Source organism: Epilithonimonas sp. 33E (genome assembly GCF_059372615.1).
Map to the genome: position 1 here is coordinate 3,259,128 of NZ_CM182009.1, position 20,356 is coordinate 3,279,483.

At 37.3% G+C, this 20,356-nt stretch carries 13 protein-coding genes, 2 tRNA genes and 2 rRNA genes; 2 read left to right on the forward strand and 15 right to left on the reverse strand.

Annotation, left to right across the window (positions count from 1 at the left end; translation table 11 throughout):
• Positions 1–34: 34 nt before the first annotated feature.
• Positions 35–2,257 (forward strand): beta-glucosidase BglX, encoded by a 2,223-nt coding sequence (gene bglX / locus AC5P2S_RS14895; protein WP_494555439.1) that lies wholly within the window; start codon positions 35–37, stop codon positions 2,255–2,257.
• Positions 2,258–2,397: 140 nt separating this feature from the next.
• Here the strand turns inward: bglX and AC5P2S_RS14900 are convergent, their stop codons facing one another.
• From AC5P2S_RS14900 to folK, 7 genes are all read right to left on the reverse strand, one after another.
• Positions 2,398–3,228: an endonuclease/exonuclease/phosphatase family protein gene (locus AC5P2S_RS14900; RefSeq protein WP_283416887.1), complete on the reverse strand. Its 831-nt coding sequence runs from the start codon at positions 3,226–3,228 to the stop codon at positions 2,398–2,400.
• Between the two features lie 34 nt (positions 3,229–3,262).
• A complete protein-coding gene (gene nudK / locus AC5P2S_RS14905; protein WP_494555440.1) occupies positions 3,263–3,844 on the reverse strand; it encodes a GDP-mannose pyrophosphatase NudK in 582 nt (193 codons plus the stop codon).
• A 39-nt stretch (positions 3,845–3,883) separates the two neighbouring features.
• Positions 3,884–4,834 carry a methionyl-tRNA formyltransferase gene (gene fmt / locus AC5P2S_RS14910; RefSeq protein ID WP_494555441.1) on the reverse strand — a complete coding sequence of 317 codons (951 nt, stop codon included), beginning with the start codon at positions 4,832–4,834 and terminating at the stop codon, positions 3,884–3,886.
• Positions 4,835–5,023: 189 nt separating this feature from the next.
• Positions 5,024–6,925, reverse strand: coding sequence for a RecQ family ATP-dependent DNA helicase (locus AC5P2S_RS14915; RefSeq protein ID WP_494555442.1), 1,902 nt, complete (start codon positions 6,923–6,925; stop codon positions 5,024–5,026).
• Between the two features lie 73 nt (positions 6,926–6,998).
• Complete coding sequence (locus AC5P2S_RS14920; RefSeq protein ID WP_494555443.1) at positions 6,999–8,435, reverse strand: OmpA family protein; 1,437 nt, start codon at positions 8,433–8,435, stop codon at positions 6,999–7,001.
• 26 nt (positions 8,436–8,461) lie between these two features.
• Complete coding sequence (locus AC5P2S_RS14925) at positions 8,462–9,883, reverse strand: OmpA family protein (protein ID WP_494555444.1); 1,422 nt, start codon at positions 9,881–9,883, stop codon at positions 8,462–8,464.
• A gap of 21 nt (positions 9,884–9,904) precedes the next feature.
• Positions 9,905–10,300 carry a 2-amino-4-hydroxy-6-hydroxymethyldihydropteridine diphosphokinase gene (folK, locus tag AC5P2S_RS14930; RefSeq protein ID WP_346772094.1) on the reverse strand — a complete coding sequence of 132 codons (396 nt, stop codon included), beginning with the start codon at positions 10,298–10,300 and terminating at the stop codon, positions 9,905–9,907.
• 43 nt (positions 10,301–10,343) lie between these two features.
• Here folK and sppA point away from each other — a divergent pair, with 43 nt between their 5' ends.
• The gene (gene sppA / locus AC5P2S_RS14935; RefSeq protein WP_494555445.1) at positions 10,344–12,089 is read left to right on the forward strand and encodes a signal peptide peptidase SppA; all 1,746 of its coding nucleotides are present in this window, start codon (positions 10,344–10,346) and stop codon (positions 12,087–12,089) included.
• Between the two features lie 203 nt (positions 12,090–12,292).
• Here the strand turns inward: sppA and AC5P2S_RS14940 are convergent, their stop codons facing one another.
• From AC5P2S_RS14940 to AC5P2S_RS14975, 8 genes are all read right to left on the reverse strand, one after another.
• Complete coding sequence (locus AC5P2S_RS14940) at positions 12,293–12,961, reverse strand: DUF6048 family protein (protein ID WP_494555446.1); 669 nt, start codon at positions 12,959–12,961, stop codon at positions 12,293–12,295.
• A complete protein-coding gene (locus AC5P2S_RS14945; RefSeq protein WP_494555447.1) occupies positions 12,927–13,409 on the reverse strand; it encodes a DUF6452 family protein in 483 nt (160 codons plus the stop codon). The genes AC5P2S_RS14940 and AC5P2S_RS14945 overlap by 35 nt, the downstream gene beginning before the upstream one ends.
• 72 nt (positions 13,410–13,481) lie before the next feature.
• Positions 13,482–14,891, reverse strand: a complete 1,410-nt coding sequence (gene rlmD, locus AC5P2S_RS14950) for a 23S rRNA (uracil(1939)-C(5))-methyltransferase RlmD (RefSeq protein WP_494555448.1) — start codon at positions 14,889–14,891, stop codon at positions 13,482–13,484.
• Between the two features lie 3 nt (positions 14,892–14,894).
• A complete protein-coding gene (locus AC5P2S_RS14955) occupies positions 14,895–16,391 on the reverse strand; it encodes a TlpA family protein disulfide reductase (RefSeq protein WP_494555449.1) in 1,497 nt (498 codons plus the stop codon).
• 397 nt (positions 16,392–16,788) lie between these two features.
• A 5S ribosomal RNA gene (gene rrf / locus AC5P2S_RS14960) occupies positions 16,789–16,897 on the reverse strand.
• A 192-nt stretch (positions 16,898–17,089) separates the two neighbouring features.
• Positions 17,090–19,842, reverse strand: a 23S ribosomal RNA gene (locus AC5P2S_RS14965).
• A gap of 156 nt (positions 19,843–19,998) precedes the next feature.
• Positions 19,999–20,072, reverse strand: a tRNA-Ala gene (locus AC5P2S_RS14970).
• A gap of 99 nt (positions 20,073–20,171) precedes the next feature.
• A tRNA-Ile gene (locus AC5P2S_RS14975) sits at positions 20,172–20,245 on the reverse strand.
• Between the last annotated feature and the right edge of the window lie 111 nt (positions 20,246–20,356).

Genomic DNA, 20,356 nt, shown 5'->3' on the forward strand with positions numbered 1-20,356 from the left:
ATTAATTTCTCAAAAAGAGACAAAAAGCTTTCTAATGAAAAAACATTTCCTTTCCTTCCTGTTTCTGATCTTCGCGATTAGCATTTCTGCACAAAAAAGCATAGAGCAAAAAGTCAATGAACTGATTTCCAAAATGACTCTGGAAGAAAAAGCAGGTCAACTGGTTCAATATAGCGGTTTCGAATATGCAACCGGACCACAGAACTCTAATTCCAAAAAAGTTTTAGAAGAAATAAAGCAAGGAAAAGTCGGCTCTATGCTGAATGTGACCGGAGCAGAAGAAACAAGAGCTTTTCAAAAATTAGCATTAGAATCAAGACTGAAAATTCCATTGCTTTTCGGACAAGATGTGATTCATGGATTCAGAACAACTTTTCCTATCAATCTTGGCCAGGCAGCAAGCTGGGATTTGGAAATGATAGAAAAATCTGAAAGGATCGCAGCAATAGAAGCATCTGCTTATGGCATCCAATGGACATTTGCACCAATGGTGGATATTGCAAGAGACCCAAGATGGGGACGTGTAATGGAAGGCTCCGGTGAAGATACTTACCTCGGAACAAAAATCGGATTGGCAAGAATTAAAGGTTTCCAAGGTAAAGGTTTAGGAAATATTGATGCGATAATGGCTTGTGCAAAACATTTTGCGGCTTATGGTGCTGCTGTTGGCGGAAGAGATTACAATTCTGTGGATATGAGTTTGAGACAACTCAACGAAACTTATTTGCCGCCTTTCAAAGCAGCTGCTGAGGCTGGCGTTGCAACCTTTATGAATTCATTTAATGACATTAATGGTATTCCTGCAACGGCTAACAAATATATTTTACGAGATTTATTAAAAGGGAAATGGAACTTCAAAGGTTTTGTGGTTTCCGATTGGGGAAGTATCGGCGAAATGATAAAGCACGGCTATGCCAAAGACAATGCTGAAGCCGGAGAAAAAGCCATTCTTGCAGGAAGTGATATGGATATGGAAAGCCGAATCTATATGGAACAACTTCCAAAACTCGTAAAAGAAGGAAAAGTGGACATCAAGTTCGTGGATGATGCCGTAAGAAGAATTTTGATTAAAAAATTTGAATTAGGATTGTTTGATGATCCTTACAGATTTTCAAATAACGACAGGCAAAAACAACAAACCAACAATCTTGAGAACAGAAAATTCGGGAGAGAGTTTGGAGCAAAAAGTGTGGTTCTATTAAAGAACGAGAAGAAAATCCTTCCGCTTTCAAAATCTACAAAAACTGTTGCATTGATTGGTCCTTTCGGAAAAGAAGCGGTTGCGATGCACGGATTCTGGTCGGTTCCTTTCAAAGATGATGCACAAAGAATCGTGACTCAATTTGACGGAATTAAGAATCAATTAGATAAAAATTCAACTTTACTTTACGCCAAAGGCTGTAATGAAAATGACCAAGACAAATCTATGTTTGCAGAAGCCATCGAAACAGCTAAAAAAGCCGATGTTGTGATAATGACGCTTGGCGAAGGACATGCAATGAGTGGTGAAGCGAAAAGCCGAAGCAATATTCATTTTTCTGGTGTTCAGGAAGAATTACTAAAAGAAATTGCTAAAACAGGAAAACCAATCGTTCTTTTGATTAATGCAGGAAGACCTTTGGTTTTTGACTGGGCGGCGGATAATATTTCGACAATCGTTTACAGTTGGTGGTTAGGAACAGAAGCCGGAAATTCTATCGCCGATATCCTATTCGGAAATGTAAATCCTGGTGGAAAACTGCCAATGACATTCCCTAGAACAGAAGGTCAAATCCCTGTTTATTACAACCATTACAATACAGGAAGGCCTGCTGAAAAATCCACTGAAAGAAATTATGTCTCGGCTTATATCGATTTGGACAACGACCCGAAATTCCCTTTTGGTTTTGGATTGAGTTATACGGATTTTAAATATTCTAATTTCAATCTGAGTTCTGAAAATCTTAAAGGTGACCAAACTTTAACCATCAATGTTAATGTTGCCAACACAGGCAATTTTGATGGTGAAGAAGTCGTTCAGCTTTACATTCGTGACCTATTTGGAAAAGTAGTTCGTCCAATCAAAGAACTGAAAGGTTTCCAAAAAATATTCCTGAAGAAAGGTGAAAATAAAACCGTTACTTTCAAATTGACGCCGGAAGATTTGAAATTCTACGATGACGAACTGAATTACGATTGGGAAGCCGGCGATTTCGAAATAATGGTCGGAACTAATTCCAGTGATGTGATGACTAAGAAGATTGTTTGGAATAAATAGAAGAATACTGAAACACTTCGATTCCGCTTAGTGTGACAGACGTATAAAACAATCGAATTGAAACATTGTCAGTCTGAGCGGAGTCGAAGACTTTAACAACTATACAAAAAATCCTCTTTCACAAGAGGATTTTTGCTTTTCTATTTCTTAAACTTAATCTCTGCCAAGATCGGAAAATGGTCAGATGGATATAGCAAATTTTCTCGCCTGTCATTGATGGTTCTGTTGGACAACACATCAAAACCTTTCACAAAAATATAATCTATTCTCTCTTTCGGAACAGTGTTGACATCAAACGCTGTAAACGTTCCTTTTGGTCCATAATGTGGCATTTTCGAGTGGTAATAAGCATTATCCAAAGACTTCGAAATAATTTTTATTGGTTCAGAATCATCTGTTAAATTAAAATCTCCAGTTAAAGTTAATGGCAGATTTTTCGGGTTGAGTTCTTTGATTTTTTCAAGAATCAGTTTTGCAGAATTCACCCTAGCAACATCGCCAACGTGGTCAAAATGCAGGTTCATCGCAAGGAATTGCTTACCTGTTTTCTTGATTTTAAAAAATGCATAAGTACAAACTCTATTGTACGCCGCGTCCCAGCCTTTGGAAGGTTTTTCCGGCGTTTCGCTCAACCAAAATGTTCCGGATTTAGTGACTTCCAGTTTAGTTTTATCATAGAAAATTGCAGAATATTCACCTTGATTTTTACCATCATCTCTTCCAACGCCCACGTAATCATAATCTTTCAGGCTGGTTTTGATGTCCGTCATTTGCTGAGGAACCGCTTCCTGAACACCGAAATAATCCGGATGGTAATATGACATCAATGCCAAAGCATCGTTTTTTCTATTGTCCCAAGAATTTTCCTTGTCACTTTCCAAAGACAGCCGGATGTTGTAAGTCATCACTTTCAAATCCTGGGAAAAGAAAAGGTTAGACGACAATAATAATCCGAAAAATAATTTTTTCATTTTAAATTTTTTTATAATTGAATTGATTTTAAATCTATAAAATACCTTTTAGTCTTACGTGCTGGAGGAGCATAATCGTTTTTGCATCTTTGATTTCGCCCAAGTCAATCATTTCAAGCGCTTTATTGATATCGAGTTCAAGAACTTCTATTTCTTCCTGTTCTTCTTCTAATCCGCCTCCATCATTGATTTTCATCGATTTGGAATATTCCGCGATGAAAAAATAAAGAATTTCCGTTACCGAACCCGGCGACATATAAACCTCAAACACTTTTTTGACATCCGAAATCTCATAACCCAATTCCTCTTCCGTTTCCCTTTTGATACAGTCTTCCGGGTTATCTTTGTCCAAAAGTCCGGCGCAAGCTTCTATCATCATTCCGTCTTCGTTGCCATTGATGTAAGTTGGTAAACGAAATTGTTTCGTCAGAATTACGGTTGTTGATTCTTTGTTATAAAGTAAAATTGTCGCACCATTTCCTCGGTCATAAGCTTCTCTGCTTTGGGTTTCCAGCGTTCCGTTATTCTTCTGATACTCAAAAGTGACTTTGTTAAGCATGTACCAATTATCGGATAAGATTTCTGTTTTTAAAATCTTGACTTTGTTGTTATTCATTTTTTAGAATCTATTATCTATTCGTCTATTATCTAAAGTCTAAGCTTTATAATCCTCAAAATTCTGAATTCCATTAAGAAAATCTTTGACAGGCATTCTTTTCTTGCCTTGAATCTGAACGTCTTCCGGATAATAGATTCCGTCTTTTGTATAGAATTTGAACTCGTTCTTAGAAATATCAAAATCTCCGGCTTCTTTCGAATGAGAAGTTAATTCAAAATGTCCTTTGAAGATTTTCAGTGATTTTTCTTCGTCTCCGATTTTTAAAATGGTGAAAGCCGTTGGATAAGGCGACATTCCTCTCACGAAGTTATGAACCGTTTCAGAACTTTGATTCCAATCGATTTTTAGATTTTCTTTAAAGATTTTGTAAGCTGTTTTTGGATTTTCTTTTTCTGGCTGAGGTTTTTCCTTTATGGAATTTTCAGCCAATCCATTCAAAGTTTCAATAATTAAATCAGCTCCGATTACCATTAATTTATCGTGCAAAGTTCCGGCATTGTCTTCCGGTAAAATTTCGGTTTCGGTCTGAAGCAGAATATTACCTTCATCTATTTTTTCATTGATGAAAAACGTTGTCACGCCAGATTTGGTTTCCCCATTAATGACGGCATAATTAATTGGTGCCGCGCCACGATAATCCGGCAGCAACGAACCGTGCAGATTGAATGTCCCCAATTTCGGAATCGAAAACAAAACCTGAGGCATCATTCTGAAAGCTACCACTACAAAAACATCTGCGTTTAGGTTTCGGATGGATTCTAAGAATTCAGGATTTCGAAGCTTTTCCGGCTGGAAAAGGTTGAGATTATTTTCTTCTGCAAAAACTTTCACCGGCGAAGGTGTGAGTTTCATTCCTCTTCCACTTGCTTTGTCAGCCGCTGTTACAACACCGACAACCTTGTGATGAGATTTGAATATCGCTTCCAAAGAAGCTTTTGCAAAATCGGGAGTTCCGAAAAAAACGACATTAAGAGATTTCGTCTGCATTGATTTTTATAATTGATGATTTATTAAAACTGAATATTTGTATATTTTTCTCAACAACAAAAGTCACATAAGATTTCATTCACTACTCTTTTTTAAAGAAGAAAAAAGCAATAATTATTTCTTTTTACTCTTAATAGAATTTTATTTAATAATTTTCTTTTGTAACTTTTGTGGTTATTATTTAATGCTTCAACTATTTAACATATAAGTTTTATAGTTCAACATTTTGACTTTTCCAATGTCCAAAAGGAAAATCAAGGTTTCTGAAATAGATTCTTTAGAGTAAAAATTGAGATTAGCAGCCATCTCTTCCAAAGACATTGGTCGGTTCGACAATTGCTGAGAGATATCGGAAGATAAGGTTCTCTTGGAGTTGGTTCTCTTTCTGCAAACCGAACATTTACCGCAATTTTCTGCATCTCGTTCTCCAAAATAGCTGAGAATCAATTTCATTTTACAGAAATCAGAATCCTGGATATAGAATTTGTTCTCTTCCCATTTTCTGAGTTTATTTTTCTGAATATTATGGAAAAGCGACCAGTATTCTCCGAACAAATGCCGGTCATTCCGTGGTTTCAAAAACTTTATGGAATGAAGACTTCCATCGATATATTCCAGATGTCCCGTTTTCTGTAATTGCAATAGTTTTTGTTTGAAATTCTGAAGATCCATTCCATTTTTTTTGCAAAATGCTGCATCACTGAAATGCACTTTGTGAATCGACAATCCGGGCAAATTTCTAAACAACAATTCCATAAAATAAGCATCGCTTGGTGGTAATTGCTCCAATTCATCTGACTGAACAAAACTCTGAATCGTGGAGGCAGAGATATTATTTTTATAATAAATTAATTCCTGATTGTTCAAAAATGTCAAAATATTTTTGATTTTCGCAGTGGACAATTTCGTCAAATTCTTGATTTTGTTAAGGTCAAGCTGAAAGGTTTTTTCCGGCCAATCGCTATCTCCAATTTGAAAAATTGAATAGAGATAAGTCAATATTTTTTCATATTCCGTTTTGTTAGGAATCTGATTTTTGAAAGTATTATCGATGTTCGTTAATTCCTGTTCGTTCCAAAGCAGTAGCGCTAACGCTTCTTCTCCGTTTCGTCCGGCTCGGCCAATTTCCTGGTAATAATTTTCAATCGTGGAAGAAGGCGACAAATGAATTACAAATCGCACATTGTCTTTGTCAATTCCCATCCCGAAAGCGTTGGTGGAGATCAAAACATGAAATTGGCTGCTAATCCATTTTTTCTGAAGTTTTTCTTTTTCACTTGAAGATAATCCGGCATGAAAAAAATCTGCGTTTTGGAATTTGTTATTTTTAAGGTAATAAGTTAATTCCTCCGCTTCTCTTCTGGTTCTTGTATAGATAATTCCGGAAGAGAGATTTTGTCTAAGGAATTCTAAGATCCTGTTATACTTATTGGAGGTATTTTCAACAATAATATTGAGATTATCTCTTTTGAAACTTTGCTTGTAAACATGAGGTTGATGAAGGCCTAATTTGCTTATAATCTCCTCGACAACATGATTGGTTGCAGTAGCTGTCAAGGCAAGACAAGGAACATTCTTGAATTCTTGCCGAAACTTTTTGATGTTCTGGTAACTTGGACGAAAATCCGAACCCCATTCTGAGATACAATGTGCTTCATCCACCGCAATGAATGAAACCTCAATCTCCTGAATATTTCTTAAGAATAATTGATTTTGTAATCTTTCCGGTGAGATATAAAGAATTTTTATTAATCCTTCTTTGCATCTATTGTAAACAGATTCTTCTTCAAATTCGTCTAATTCTGAGCTTAACAATTCTGCTTCGATTCCTACAGATTGCAAAGCATCGATTTGGTCTCTCATCAATGCTAAAAGTGGAGAAACAACCAGACAAGTTCCTTCCAAAACAAGGGCAGGCAATTGATAACAAAGTGACTTTCCACCACCTGTCGGCAACAATGCTAATGTATCTCTACCATTAACAATAGAAAGAATAATGTTTTTCTGAGAAGAACGAAACTCATCAAACCCCCAAAATTGTTTGAGTGTTTTATGAATTAATCTGTCTTGTGATTCTGTGGAAGAAAGCATTTGTAAATTTAATCAATTCCTGAAAATAAAAAAACCGCATTTACTGCGGTTTTCATAATATTGATTTTATATTTTATTTAGCTTCAAAATAAACTCTTCTGTTCGCTCTGTTTTTCCATTCAGGGCATTTTTCAGCAGGATCACATTCCGGATAAAGAAGATTTTTTTCTCCTCTACCAAGTGCCTCAAGTTTACTTTTATCCGCACCATTTTGTATCAGATAATTTTTAACATTCTTAGCTCTTCTTTCTGAAAGACCTTGATTATACTTTTCTGTGCCTCTTGTATCTGTACCTCCAATAACCTTAAAGCTGGAATTAGATGCATTAATATAACTGATAGCCTGTGCCAGAATTGGAGAATTAGAAGGCAAAATCCTATCAGAATCCAAATCGAATTCAATACCTTTTATCATTCTGTCTTCATCCGTAACAATACCTGTAGTCGAGTTTGAAGGGTAAGGACAACCTTGATTTTCTACTGGTCCTGGAACCGTTACACACTTATCATAAAGATCAATTACTCCATCCAAATCAACATCTAAAGCAACACCAGCTCCATCAACTCTTGCTCCAGCCGGTGTATCCAATTGTCTGTCCCAATCATCACAAACACCGTCATTATCAACATCTCCTTTTTTGCAAACTTCGATATCCTGAGTTTTATCGTTAAGAACATCTAACTTATAGTAAATCTCCTGAAGTGGATCATGCCACATCAAATGAGATTCGTGCTTACCAAGTTTGAAAGTAACTCCTAAAGTAGTATTAAAGAAATTATCCGATACTTGATCTTCGATTAGATTATAGCCATTCTGTCCAACTCCAGCCCCATCAAACTCATCGTCACCAGTTACAACATACATCACTCTACCTTCTATATCAATTCTGTTATTGACTTTGAATTTGAGTCCAGCTCCGGCTTGTCCAAATAATGAACCTAATTTAAATGGTTTCTTTTCAAAATTTAAAACCTGATTAAATTCTGGCCCAGGATCTTGCCTGTAAGATCTATATGCTAAAGTACCAATACCCGCATAACCATGAAGTGCCCATCTGAAAGGTGACTTATTATCTACTCTTCTCAAAAGATTAGAAAAATTAACATCTCCTAAGATAGAGATTGCGTCATATTGTGTTCTACCAGCCGGATAATTACCAGGTAAAGGCTTATGATCTTTCGTATTAATCTGGCCTTGTCTTGTTTCTCCTCTGTCATACTGTAAATTAAGACCAAATGCGTGAGTAATTGCTTTATCGACACTAATGTAAGCAGAATATCCAAAAAGGTTCTTACCATTCCCATTTTTAATCGATGTCATATCAGCCGATTGTATCAAAGGCACACCCGCACCCACTGATATAGACCAATCATTGAATCTTTTTGATGCCTGAGTAAATGGAGAAACATTTTGAGAACCAGAGTTAGCATCTGACGATACTTCCTGGCCTGCCAAACTCATAGGCAACAATAATCCTACTGCTACTAATGATAATAAATTTTGTTTCATATTTTTTAATGTTTTTTTCTAGTTTATTATTTTGCTACAAAATATACCCTTCTATTAGCTTCATTTTTCCACTCCGGGCATTTTGTTGCAGGGTCACATTCGGTATATTTAAGATCTTCTTTTCCTCTTCCTTCTGCCAATAGCACATTCGGAGAGACACCTTTATTTATCAAATAATTTAAAACTGCATTTGCTCTAGCTTGGGATAATTTTTTATTATATTGTGCCGATCCTCTACTGTCAGTAGCACCAACAACAATAAATTGACTATCTCCTCCTAATGTTTTTATTATATCAGCAGCCTTATCAAGATCCGGGTAGGATTTTGGTCTTATTACATCCTTGTTCAGTTCAAACTCAATTCCATTGAAATACTTATTAATTTCATCAATTGCTATTTCTTTGACTGGTAATACCTGAGGGGTAGCTTCTACCGGACATCCATTATTTTGTATAGGTCCTGGCACAGTTACACATTTGTCATTCAAATCTATAACTCCATCCAAATCAGTGTCCAAAGCAACACCCGCACCGTCAACTCTGGCACCTGCAGGAGTATCTAGCTGTCTATCCCAATCATCACAAACGCCATCATTATCCTGATCTCCTTTTTCACAAACTTTGAAATCTTTGAACTGCTCTTCCAGATTAGCCGCTTTTGTATAAGCATCCTGCAATGGATCTACCCAACGAAGATGATCTTGATGCTTACCTAATTTAAATGATAATCCTAAATTGAATAACCATGCATTATCAGAATATGTATCATTAATTAAATTATATCCCGGAGCTGCATTTCTGGACCATCCGCCGCCATCAAATTCTTCATCTCCACTGATAAGGTATAATGCTCTCAGCTCAATATCAAGCAATCGGGAAATATTATACTTTAACCCTACACCACCTATATAAGTAAAGCTACCAATATCCATTTTTTGTTCTATGTACAATGGCCACTTACTCAATACATTATTATCTTGTAAAAACGTTTTGTAACCTGTAAGTCCAATTCCTGCATAACCGTGCAAAGCCCACTTGAATCTTGATCTGTTATCAACTCTTCTCATCAGATTAGAAAAATTAATATCACCCAATAGTGCGATCTGGTCAAATTTTGTATAGCCGTGTCCTACTCCTGCCGCATAATTCAAATATGCTTTCTGATTGGTCTGACCACGTGTATACATTAATGACAATCCAAATGTGTGGCTAATTTGTTTGTCCAAACTTACGTAACCGTTCCAACCCCAGTTGATTTTTCCATCATAAAAGGAAGTTAGATCTGCGTTTGTCATAAAGGCTGCCCCTCCGCCAACAGAAACAGACCAATCTTTAAAAAGTCGGCTTTTGTTGTTAAACGGTTGTGTTTCTGGCTTACTGCTTTCCTCTTTGGTCTGGGATAGACCAAGAACTGGTAATAGAAAGAATAGTAAAATTTTTTTCTTCATAGTCATCTGTGTTATAAAAATTTATTTCACTTTATTAATGAGTTCCTTTGCAAAATCTCTGTCGTAAAGATTTTTTTGATGAGGAATTATTAACTTCTTAGAACTAAACTTTATATTGTTATATAATATTATATCGATATCTATAATTCTATCCTGATAAGCTCCAATAGCTGAAGAATCGTTTACGCGACCCATCATTTTCTCAATAGCTTTAACTTCAGAAAGTAGTTTTATAGGTGAAGATTGTGTTTTTAATTTAACTGCAATATTACAAAAAATATTAGAACTTTCAAATTCTACAGGTTTTGTTAATATTAATTCAGATTTTGTTAATATTGTACCTACCTTAGATTCTATATTTTCAAGGGCTATTTCAATATTTTTTTGGGGATTATTTATATTACTTCCAAGTAACAAAATAACATCATTGTACGACATATAGAATAAATAATTTATTTAGATGAAGAGTTTTTTCAAAATAGTTTTAGCAAATTTAACTGCAATTTTTATTGTCATTGCAGGATTTTTCTTGTTTTTTATCACATTTCTCATTTTATCTTCAGTTTCCGGAGGAACTGATGTAAAATCTGATTCGGTATTAACTTTAGATCTCAAGACAAAAATTATTGACAGCCCTTCCGAAGATCAGGAAGATATTTTTTCCTTCAAAAATGATCAAAAGGCTGTCTTGCTTTATGATGTTTTGCAGGCTATAAATAATGCAAAGACAGATAATAAAATCAAAGGAATCAGTTTGGAAATGGATAATATCAACGCCGGGATCACTCAGTTGGATGATATCAGAAATGCCTTAAATGATTTTAAAAAAAGTGGAAAATTTGTATATGCCTATGGGAACACCGTTTCTCAAGGTGCTTATTACCTGGGTTCGGTAGCGGATAAATATTATCTGAATCCAGCCGGCCTAATTGAATTGAAAGGACTTTCTACAGAAGTAACGTTTTTCAAAAACTTTGCTGAAAAATACGGAATCGGAATCCAGGTAATACGTCACGGGAAATTCAAAGCAGCGGTTGAACCTTTTTTAAGGGATGAAATCTCACCTGAAAATAAAGAACAGCTTTCGACTTTGTTAAATGACATCTGGTCCAATACTTCGACTAAAATTTCTGGTTCAAGGAAAATCCCTTTAGCTGAACTTAATACGATCACTGACAGCTTATACAGTTATCTTCCGAATCTTAGCCTGCAATATAAATTGGCAGATCAACTGATTCAGAAATCTGAGTACGATAATATCATCAAGAAAAAACTGAACATCGATAAGGACAAAAAACTGAATAAAATATCTTTTGCTAAATATTCGGAATCTGTTGATCAGGATCATGACGGTAAAAAGATTGCGATCCTGTATGCATCCGGAGCTATTTATAATGGTAAAGGTTACGATGGGATCTACTCTGATAGCTTTATAAAAGAAATTAAAAAGCTTCAAAAAGATGATGATGTGAAAGCTGTCGTTTTCAGAATCAATTCTCCGGGAGGAAGCGCCAATGCATCTGATGAGATTCTTTTTGAAATGCAACAACTAAAACGTAAAAAACCTGTTATAGTTTCTTTTGGTGATTACGCTGCTTCTGGAGGTTATTACATTGCGATGGGTGCTGACAAAATCTTCTCAGAACCTAACACTTTAACGGGATCAATTGGTGTTTTTGGAGTCATTCCATATTTCAAGGATCTGGCAGAGAAAAATGGGATCAGAAGCGATGTGGTCTCTACTAATGCCAATTCTAATATGATCTCGGCTATTAATGGTTTGAGTCCGGGAACATTGAATATTATGACAAGAAGCGTGGAATCTACTTACCAGCGTTTCGTACATTTTGTAACACAAAACAGAAAAAAATCTTTTGAAGAGATTGACGCGATCGGTGGCGGAAGAGTCTGGTCTGGTGTGAGAGCAAAACAAATCGGTCTGGTTGATGAATTGGGATCGTTGCAAGATGCCATCAAGTTTGCGGCTAAATCTGCAAATCTTAAAAGCTATAATGTATCTTCCTATCCTGCCAAAGTTTCAAAATTTGAGCAGATATTCTCTTCTGAAACTGAGGAAGATTTCTCAACAAGACTGATCAAAAATAAGCTTGGAAAAGAAAATTTCAAAATTTTCCAACATATCACAGACCCTGATACTAAATCTGCTGTGGTGATGGAAAATCCATTCAGTATTAAAATTAATTAATAGGACATCTATCAAATGAAAAAGCCTTGCCGGATCGACTCCGACAAGGCTTTTTCGATTAATATAGAATTGGTACAGAATTGCAAACTAGCCCCGATTGTAGCGGTTACCCCGCAGTTGGACCGGAAAGCTGCCGGGTTTATGCTGCTGGCAAGTATTGGCACGAGGAGTATGAGCGGAAAGCGGGATTAAGCTCCTGAAAATTAAAACTTATATGCTAAGCTCCAGCTGAACCCCATATTGAAATTCCCCGAACTTCTTCCGAAACCAGGAACAATCATTGGCGTAATCTCTTCCTGTTTCGTGGTGTAAGCCAGATATCTTGGCTGCACGTTAACATCAAGAAAGAAATTACTTTCAAAAACCTGAACTCTTGCACCCAAGGACGATTCTATCCAATAACTGCTTTGAGTTGATGGATCAAAGGCAACTGTCACTCCTTCGGAATATTGTCCTTTTACAGGAATGGCCATATATTCCTGGGAATAAAAACTTGCGGCTAATTTGGCTCCAGCATAGAAACCATTAAGCTGGTTCTCCGGATCCATTGTCAACATATAAAACCCTCCAATCTTAGCGAATAATCCGTCCGCTTTGGCATCGTAACCGTTTTTCTGATAGACATTTTTATCATAGCCCAAATCGATAATGGCATGGACTTTTTTATTGATCCTACTGGAAATAAATCCCTGATATAGTTTTCTATCACCGAAAAAACCTGATCCCAAGTTGAGAGCATCCACTCCAACAGTAAAGTTGGGTGTATATTTCCATTTTACAGAATCCTGTTTTTTCTCGTCTTGTTTTTGCTGGGCAAATCCAAAAATAGAAAACACACTAAAAGCGCAGATAAAAATTGATTCTACTTTCATCAGTTAATGAGGTATGATTGGATTCAACATTTTGTACGGGATTACTTTCCAAAAGCTCTGCATTCAGGTTCTCGTAATTAATCTTATAACCGCAAGCCGGCGAAACATAGATGGGTTTTGTTATATAACTGACTCTCATCTTGCTCCGTGGACCATTTTTTCTTGTTCTGAAATAGACATCTGTGTACTGAACATCATCTACTCTCATCGGAACAAAAATAGAATCCACGTTGGGCTTAGCTGTTATAATATTGGTTAAACTGGTTTTACCATAATCTACATCCACATAAAGCGTATCAATTCTAATAAGCTGATTGCTGGTATTAGCCGCACTTCTGAATTTTAATTTCAATCTGGGTGTTGAATCTGAGCTGAGGCAGATATCGTCATCGCTTCCACAACTTGCCAGGATGAATAGAAAACTTAAAAAGAAAAATATTTTTTTCATCTGTACTTATTTATTACTTCGATGTCAGATGGAATGCTAAAACTTTCATTATTTAAAGATAAACAAATCGTTCTATTTTTTAAGAAGCAAAGCGATGTTTTCTACATGATGCGTTTGAGGAAACATATCGACAGGTAAGATTTTTACCAGCTCATAATCTTCTTTCAAAAGTGCAATGTCTCTCGCTTGTGTAGCTGAATTACAACTTACATAGACGATTCTTTCCGGAGATAATTTGAGGATCTGTTCAACCACTTTCTGATGCATGCCATCTCTTGGAGGATCTGTAATCAAAACATCTGCTTTGGGATGATTTTCCAAAAACTCATCATTAAAGACGTTTTTCATATCACCAGCATAGAATGTTGTGTTATTAAGGCCATTCAATTCAGCATGTTCTATAGCCGCATCAATCGCTTCCTGCACGGCTTCGATTCCTATCACATGTTTTGCATTTCTTGCTACATACTGTGCAATTGTTCCTGTTCCTGTATATAAATCATAAACCACTTGATCACCCGTTAATTCAGCAAATTCAAGTGTTTTTCTGTATAGATCTAAAGCTTGGCGATAGTTGGTCTGGAAGAAAGATTTCGGTCCTATTTTGAATTTTAAACCATCCATTTCTTCATATAGAAAGCCTTCTCCGAAATAAGTCTGGATATCCAGGTCGTAGATGCTGTCATTTCCTTTTGGATTAATTGCAAATACCAAAGTTTTGATCTGAGGGAATTGGCTTAAAAGAAAATCGAATAATTGGATTCTCTCAGTCTTCATTTCCTTATACAATTGGAATAGAATCATCCATTCGCCTTTAGAGTTCTGGCGGAGCATCAATGTTCTTAAAAATCCTTCCTGAGCTTTTACATCATAAAATTCCAAACCATGATCAACAGCATATTTTTTCACTGCTAATCTGATCTGATTCGATGGATTTTCCTGAAGGAAACATTCTTTAAGATCAAGAATTTTGCTCCACATCCCTGGAATATGAAATCCTAAAGCATCTTTGTTTCCGAAATTTTCTTCTGAGCTGATTTCGTACTGCGTCAACCAACGGGCATTAGAAAAAGAAAATTCCATCTTATTTCTATAGAAGTATTGTTCTTCTGATCCTAAAATAGGAATGATATCAAAACCTGAAACGCCACCAATCCTTGTAATATTATTAACAACTTCGTTATGCTTGAACTCGAGTTGTTTTTCGTAAGCAATGTTTTGCCATTTACAGCCGCCACATGTCCCGAAATGAACACATTTTGGTTCAACTCTGTCTTGGGAATATTCTAATATCTCAATTGCTTCGCCTTCGAAATAGTTATTCTTTGATTTCTTAACTCTTACATTCACCAGATCACCAGGAACAGCTCCGGAAACCAAAACCGTTTTTCCGAGTTCCGTTTTACCAACAGAAACTCCTTTCGCACCGGCAGAAAGGAGTCTGATATTTTCAAGAATTTGATTCTTTTTTTTGTTCCTCATTGATTATTTCGTTTTTGCAGAATCAGCTTTTGGATTCTGTTGCAACAAATCGTTTTGAAGTTGAACCTGCGGATTAACAGAAGGCGCCTGCAAACCAGAAATCTTATTCATCTCTTCCACAAATTTAGCATCACCTAAATTATAGAAAGTTTGGCTGGCTATTTTTCCATCTTTATCAATTAGAAAAAATCCAGGAATTTTGAATCCATAGATAAAGAATTTTTTAGCGTAGTCTGATGACAATCCACCTTCAGCATAATAATTAGTTCCAGGGATTCCTTTCAACATTGCATTCGCAGTTTTTGTAAATTGCTCTTTCGTATCATCAACATTTACAAATGCAAAATTAACTTTTGATTTGTAGAAATTAACAACTTCCTTAAGAACAGGTATTGTAGATTGTCCAATATATGGATTCCAAGATGCATAGGTCATTACCAAAGTTGGTTTTCCATTAGATTCTAAATTACCAGATTTACCATCTAATTTTACAAAGTTAACTTTTGGAGCTTCTTCTCCTTTTTTCAAACCGAATACAGCGTTGATAGCAGAGTTCAAATCTTTTTTAACTTCAGAATCTTTGATATATTCTTCACTAACTTTCTTAACCTTTTCTACTTCAGAAGTATAAGGATTAAGATCAAATTTGGCAATAACAAAAGCTAACAAATAATCTTTTGTTTTTTGAGACATTTCTTTATTTGTAGCCAAAAATCTAGCAAAGATAGTTGACATGCTTGCTGTATCTTTATCTTTTTGCTTTACAGCAAAGTTTTGGAAATCCTGACCAAGTTTATTCAATAGATAGTTTCTGTAAACAGGAAGTTCTTCGACCATTCTGTCATTATTCTTAGTCAAAGATTTTTCGTAGTCAGTGAATGTCTTGGAAACTTTGAAAGAAGGATCTCCAGCAGCTTGACCATGAGTCGCTTCATATTGAACCAAAAATGTAAGAATATTAGTTGTTAATTCATCTTTTTTAAGTTTTACCACGTCGCTATCCGGACCAATCTTATCAGCAGTCTCGTCTAGATTTTTTTCAAGATCAGAATATACTTTTTTAATTTCAGTTAAGAAATCGGATTCTTTTTTCTGAAGCAATTGCATATTTAGCTTCGAGCTATATGTCTGTAAATACTTTTGAGTTTCGGTAATGAAATCGTTGTTCTTCTTAGCATCGCCTTCAATTTTATAAACTTCAGGAAAAGTAGCAGCATCTCCGGAAACTTTCAGTGTTTGGCCTTTTTTAAGGTAAATGAAATTCATTTTTCCAGCATAAGTCATTGCGTACATACCATTCTTAGGAGCCTTGAATTCACCTTTGAAATTACCTTTTTCGTCAACACCTATATTAACCAGTGGTAGTGTTGCAACACCAGAAGCTTCAATAAATTCAATTCTTTCTAAAGGAGAACCCCCTTTTACATTTCCTTCAACTTTAACTTTGGAGCAAGAAACCACTAGCAAAGAAATTAAAAGAAGAAATAAGTATTTTTTCATTTTAAAAATTAATTTGTGCAAAAATAATCTAATTAGGAATTCAAAAAAAATGAAAACAACATTTTTATCAAAAGATTAACAGATTTGTAAGTAAATAATAGATTATTCTGAGTTTAAGATTGATGCTTGACCTAAAGAATTACAATTAATCCATTTCTAGATTATCTAATTAATAAATGTTAAGAAGAAAAGAATGGCCTGCCGGATTTGTGCGTTGAATAAAAGATTGTTTATAGGCTTCCAAATATAATCGGATGGAATAATAAAATGTTATCAGTTATTGGTATAAAGATACAGTCTTGGCTATATATAAGGCATAAAAAAACCTCAATCATTCAGTTGATTGAGGCTGTTAAAACAAAAAACCTTCACTCAAAAAAGAATGAAGGTTTAAAAAAACTGGCGGCGACCTACTCTCCCGCTTATCGCAGTACCATCGGCGCTAGAGGGCTTAACTTCTGTGTTCGGAATGGGAACAGGTGAGCCCCTCTGCTAAAACCACCCTAAAGGCTGTTTGTACAAAAGGTTGTACAGTATATTATTAATTAGATATTTTAGATTAACAGATACTAGAATCAAAACTTTTAAAGTCTGTCATCTATCAATCTATCAACTTTTAGTCTAATAAAATCGATAAAAACTTTCACAAAGAGCAAACCTTGGTTGCGCAATAACCGCTTGGTTTAATGTAACCAATAGGCTATAAATCTACGGGTAATTAGTACTACTCGGCTATGACATTACTGTCTTTACACCTGTAGCCTATCAACGTCGTCATCTCCAACGACCCTTAAAAGATGTCTCATCTTGAGGCGAGTTTCGCACTTATATGCTTTCAGTGCTTATCTCTTCCAAACATAGCTACTCAGCGGTGCACCTGGCGGTACAACTGATACACCAGAGGTTTGTTCAATTCGGTCCTCTCGTACTAGAATCAAGTCCTCTCAAACATCTAACGCCCGCAATAGATAGAGACCGAACTGTCTCACGACGTTCTGAACCCAGCTCGCGTGCCACTTTAATGGGCGAACAGCCCAACCCTTGGGACCTTCTCCAGCCCCAGGATGTGACGAGCCGACATCGAGGTGCCGAACCTCCCCGTCGATGTGAGCTCTTGGGGGAGACTAGCCTGTTATCCCCGGAGTACCTTTTATCCTATGAGCGATGGCCCTTCCATACGGAACCACCGGATCACTATGTCCTGCTTTCGCACCTGATCGACTTGTTGGTCTCACAGTCAAGCACCCTTATGCCATTACACTCTACGCACGGTTACCAAGCGTGCTGAGGGTACCTTTGAAAGCCTCCGTTACTCTTTTGGAGGCGACCACCCCAGTCAAACTACCCACCACGCAATGTCCTTCTTTCGAAGTTAGGCTCCAAGTAAACAAAGGGTGGTATTTCAACGTTGGCTCCACCAACACTAGCGTGCCAGCTTCACAGCCTCCCACCTATCCTACACATTGTTTACTCAAAGTCAATACGAAGTTATAGTAAAGGTTCACAGGGTCTTTTCGTCCCATTGCGGGTAATCGGCATCTTCACCGATACTACAATTTCACCGAGCTCGTGGCTGAGACAGTGCCCAGATCGTTACACCATTCGTGCAGGTCGGAACTTACCCGACAAGGAATTTCGCTACCTTAGGACCGTTATAGTTACGGCCGCCGTTTACTGGGGCTTCAGTCAAACGCTTCGCTTACGCTAACGCCCTTCCTTAACCTTCCAGCACCGGGCAGGTGTCAGACCCTATACAGCATCTTTCGATTTAGCAGAGTCCTGTGTTTTTGATAAACAGTCGCCTGGGCCTCTTCACTGCGGCCAACATTGCTGTTGGCGTCTCTTCTTCCGAAGTTACGAGACTATTTTGCCTAGTTCCTTAGCCACGACTCACTCGAGCACCTTAGGATTCTCTCCTCGACTACCTGTGTCGGTTTTGGTACGGGTTGCTTCACTTCGGCTTTTCTTGGAAGCGAGTTCACTACAGCAGCTTCGCCCGAAGGCTAGGCCTTGACTATTCCGTCAGTCTTCAGCAGCTACGTCACTCCGTCCCCTTTTTAGTGTGAGCAAGTATGGGAATATTAACCCATTGTCCATCCACTACCCCTTTCGGGTTCGCGTTAGGTCCCGACTAACCCTCAGCTGATTAGCATGGCTGAGGAAACCTTAGTCTTTCGGTGAGGGGGTTTCTCGCCCCCTTTATCGTTACTTATGCCTACATTTTCTTTTCTATCCGCTCCACAATACCTCGCGATACTGCTTCGGCGCAAATAGAATGCTCCCCTACCAGATATAATAAATTATAAATCCATAGCTTCGGTAATATGCTTATGCCCGATTATTATCCATGCCGGACCGCTCGACTAGTGAGCTGTTACGCACTCTTTAAATGAATGGCTGCTTCCAAGCCAACATCCTAGCTGTCAATGCAGTCCAACCGCGTTGTTTCAACTTAGCATATATTTAGGGACCTTAGCTGTTGGTCTGGGTTCTTTCCCTCTCGGACATGGACCTTAGCACCCATGCCCTCACTGCCGTGGAACATTTATTAGCATTCGGAGTTTGTCAGGAATTGGTAGGATTTGACTCCCCCGCATCCAATCAGTAGCTCTACCTCTAATAAACTTATCACGACGCTGCACCTAAATGCATTTCGGGGAGTACGAGCTATCTCCCAGTTTGATTGGCCTTTCACCCCTACCCACAGGTCATCCGAAGACTTTTCAACGTCAACCGGTTCGGTCCTCCACTTTGTGTTACCAAAGCTTCAACCTGCCCATGGGTAGATCACAAGGTTTCGCGTCTAATCCTACTAACTCATCGCCCTATTCAGACTCGCTTTCGCTCCGGCTCCGGACCTGAAGTCCTTAACCTCGCTAGTAAAATTAACTCGTAGGCTCATTATGCAAAAGGCACGCCGTCACACCATATAGGTGCTCCGACCGCTTGTAGGCGTACGGTTTCAGGTTCTATTTCACCCTTCTATTCGAAGTGCTTTTCACCTTTCCTTCACAGTACTTGTTCACTATCGGTCTTTCAGGAGTATTTAGCCTTGGAGGATGGTCCCCCCATATTCAGACAGGATTTCACGTGTCCCGCCCTACTCATTTATCATCTATGTATGCCTTTCGAATACCGGGCTATCACCGTCTATGGCTGTTCTTTCCAGAACATTCTTCTAAACATATAAAGACTTTTGGGCTAATCCGCTTTCGCTCGCCACTACTTACGGAATCTCTTCGATTTCTTTTCCTCCGGGTACTTAGATGTTTCAGTTCTCCGGGTTTGCTCCTCTTACGAGGTAATACATCTTCAATGTATTGGGTTGCCCCATTCGGACATCTGCGGATCAATTCGTGTGTGCCGATCCCCGCAGCTTTTCGCAGCTTACCACGTCCTTCGTCGCCTCTGAAAGCCTAGGCATCCGCCATACGCCCTTAACGATTTCTTTCCTATTTTTAGGTTACTCAAGCGCTTATTGCGCTCGGTTTTCTCTTTGTGATGTCTTTACCGTTAATGTCAATGATCTTATTTCTTTCTATTTGTCTGATGAACGAATATTGTTTTTGGCTCTATCCGTAACTTTTAAACCAGACTCATAAAACAGTGGAGAATAAGGGAGTCGAACCCTTGACCTCCTGCGTGCAAGGCAGGCGCTCTAGCCAGCTGAGCTAATTCCCCCTCTAGTAGAAATTTTAAATTCTAGATTATAAATTTTAAATGAAACATATGTTATAATCTAAAATCTATAATTTTTAATCTATAATTCCCTTCAATTAGTAGTCTCGGGCAGGCTCGAACTGCCGACCTCTACATTATCAGTGTAGCGCTCTAACCAGCTGAGCTACGAGACTTCATTATAATTTTAAATGTTAAATCGAAAATTTTAAATACTTTTAAATCTAAAATCTATAATTTATAATCTAAAATCTCTCTATCCCTTTACTAATTTCTAGTGGGTTTAT

Bases quoted from the DNA above. Each gene is read 5' to 3' on its own strand.
- AC5P2S_RS14955 (WP_494555449.1), bottom strand. From the start codon at position 16,391: ATGAAAAAATACTTATTTCTTCTTTTAATTTCTTTGCTAGTGGTTTCT.
- AC5P2S_RS14925 (WP_494555444.1), bottom strand. From the start codon at position 9,883: ATGAAGAAAAAAATTTTACTATTCTTTCTATTACCAGTTCTTGGTCTA.
- AC5P2S_RS14940 (WP_494555446.1), bottom strand. From the start codon at position 12,961: ATGAAAGTAGAATCAATTTTTATCTGCGCTTTTAGTGTGTTTTCTATT.
- AC5P2S_RS14900 (WP_283416887.1), bottom strand. From the start codon at position 3,228: ATGAAAAAATTATTTTTCGGATTATTATTGTCGTCTAACCTTTTCTTT.
- AC5P2S_RS14945 (WP_494555447.1), bottom strand. From the start codon at position 13,409: ATGAAAAAAATATTTTTCTTTTTAAGTTTTCTATTCATCCTGGCAAGT.
- nudK (WP_494555440.1), bottom strand. From the start codon at position 3,844: ATGAATAACAACAAAGTCAAGATTTTAAAAACAGAAATCTTATCCGAT.
- sppA (WP_494555445.1), top strand. From the start codon at position 10,344: ATGAAGAGTTTTTTCAAAATAGTTTTAGCAAATTTAACTGCAATTTTT.
- fmt (WP_494555441.1), bottom strand. From the start codon at position 4,834: ATGCAGACGAAATCTCTTAATGTCGTTTTTTTCGGAACTCCCGATTTT.
- AC5P2S_RS14920 (WP_494555443.1), bottom strand. From the start codon at position 8,435: ATGAAACAAAATTTATTATCATTAGTAGCAGTAGGATTATTGTTGCCT.
- rlmD (WP_494555448.1), bottom strand. From the start codon at position 14,891: ATGAGGAACAAAAAAAAGAATCAAATTCTTGAAAATATCAGACTCCTT.
- AC5P2S_RS14915 (WP_494555442.1), bottom strand. From the start codon at position 6,925: ATGCTTTCTTCCACAGAATCACAAGACAGATTAATTCATAAAACACTC.
- bglX (WP_494555439.1), top strand. From the start codon at position 35: ATGAAAAAACATTTCCTTTCCTTCCTGTTTCTGATCTTCGCGATTAGC.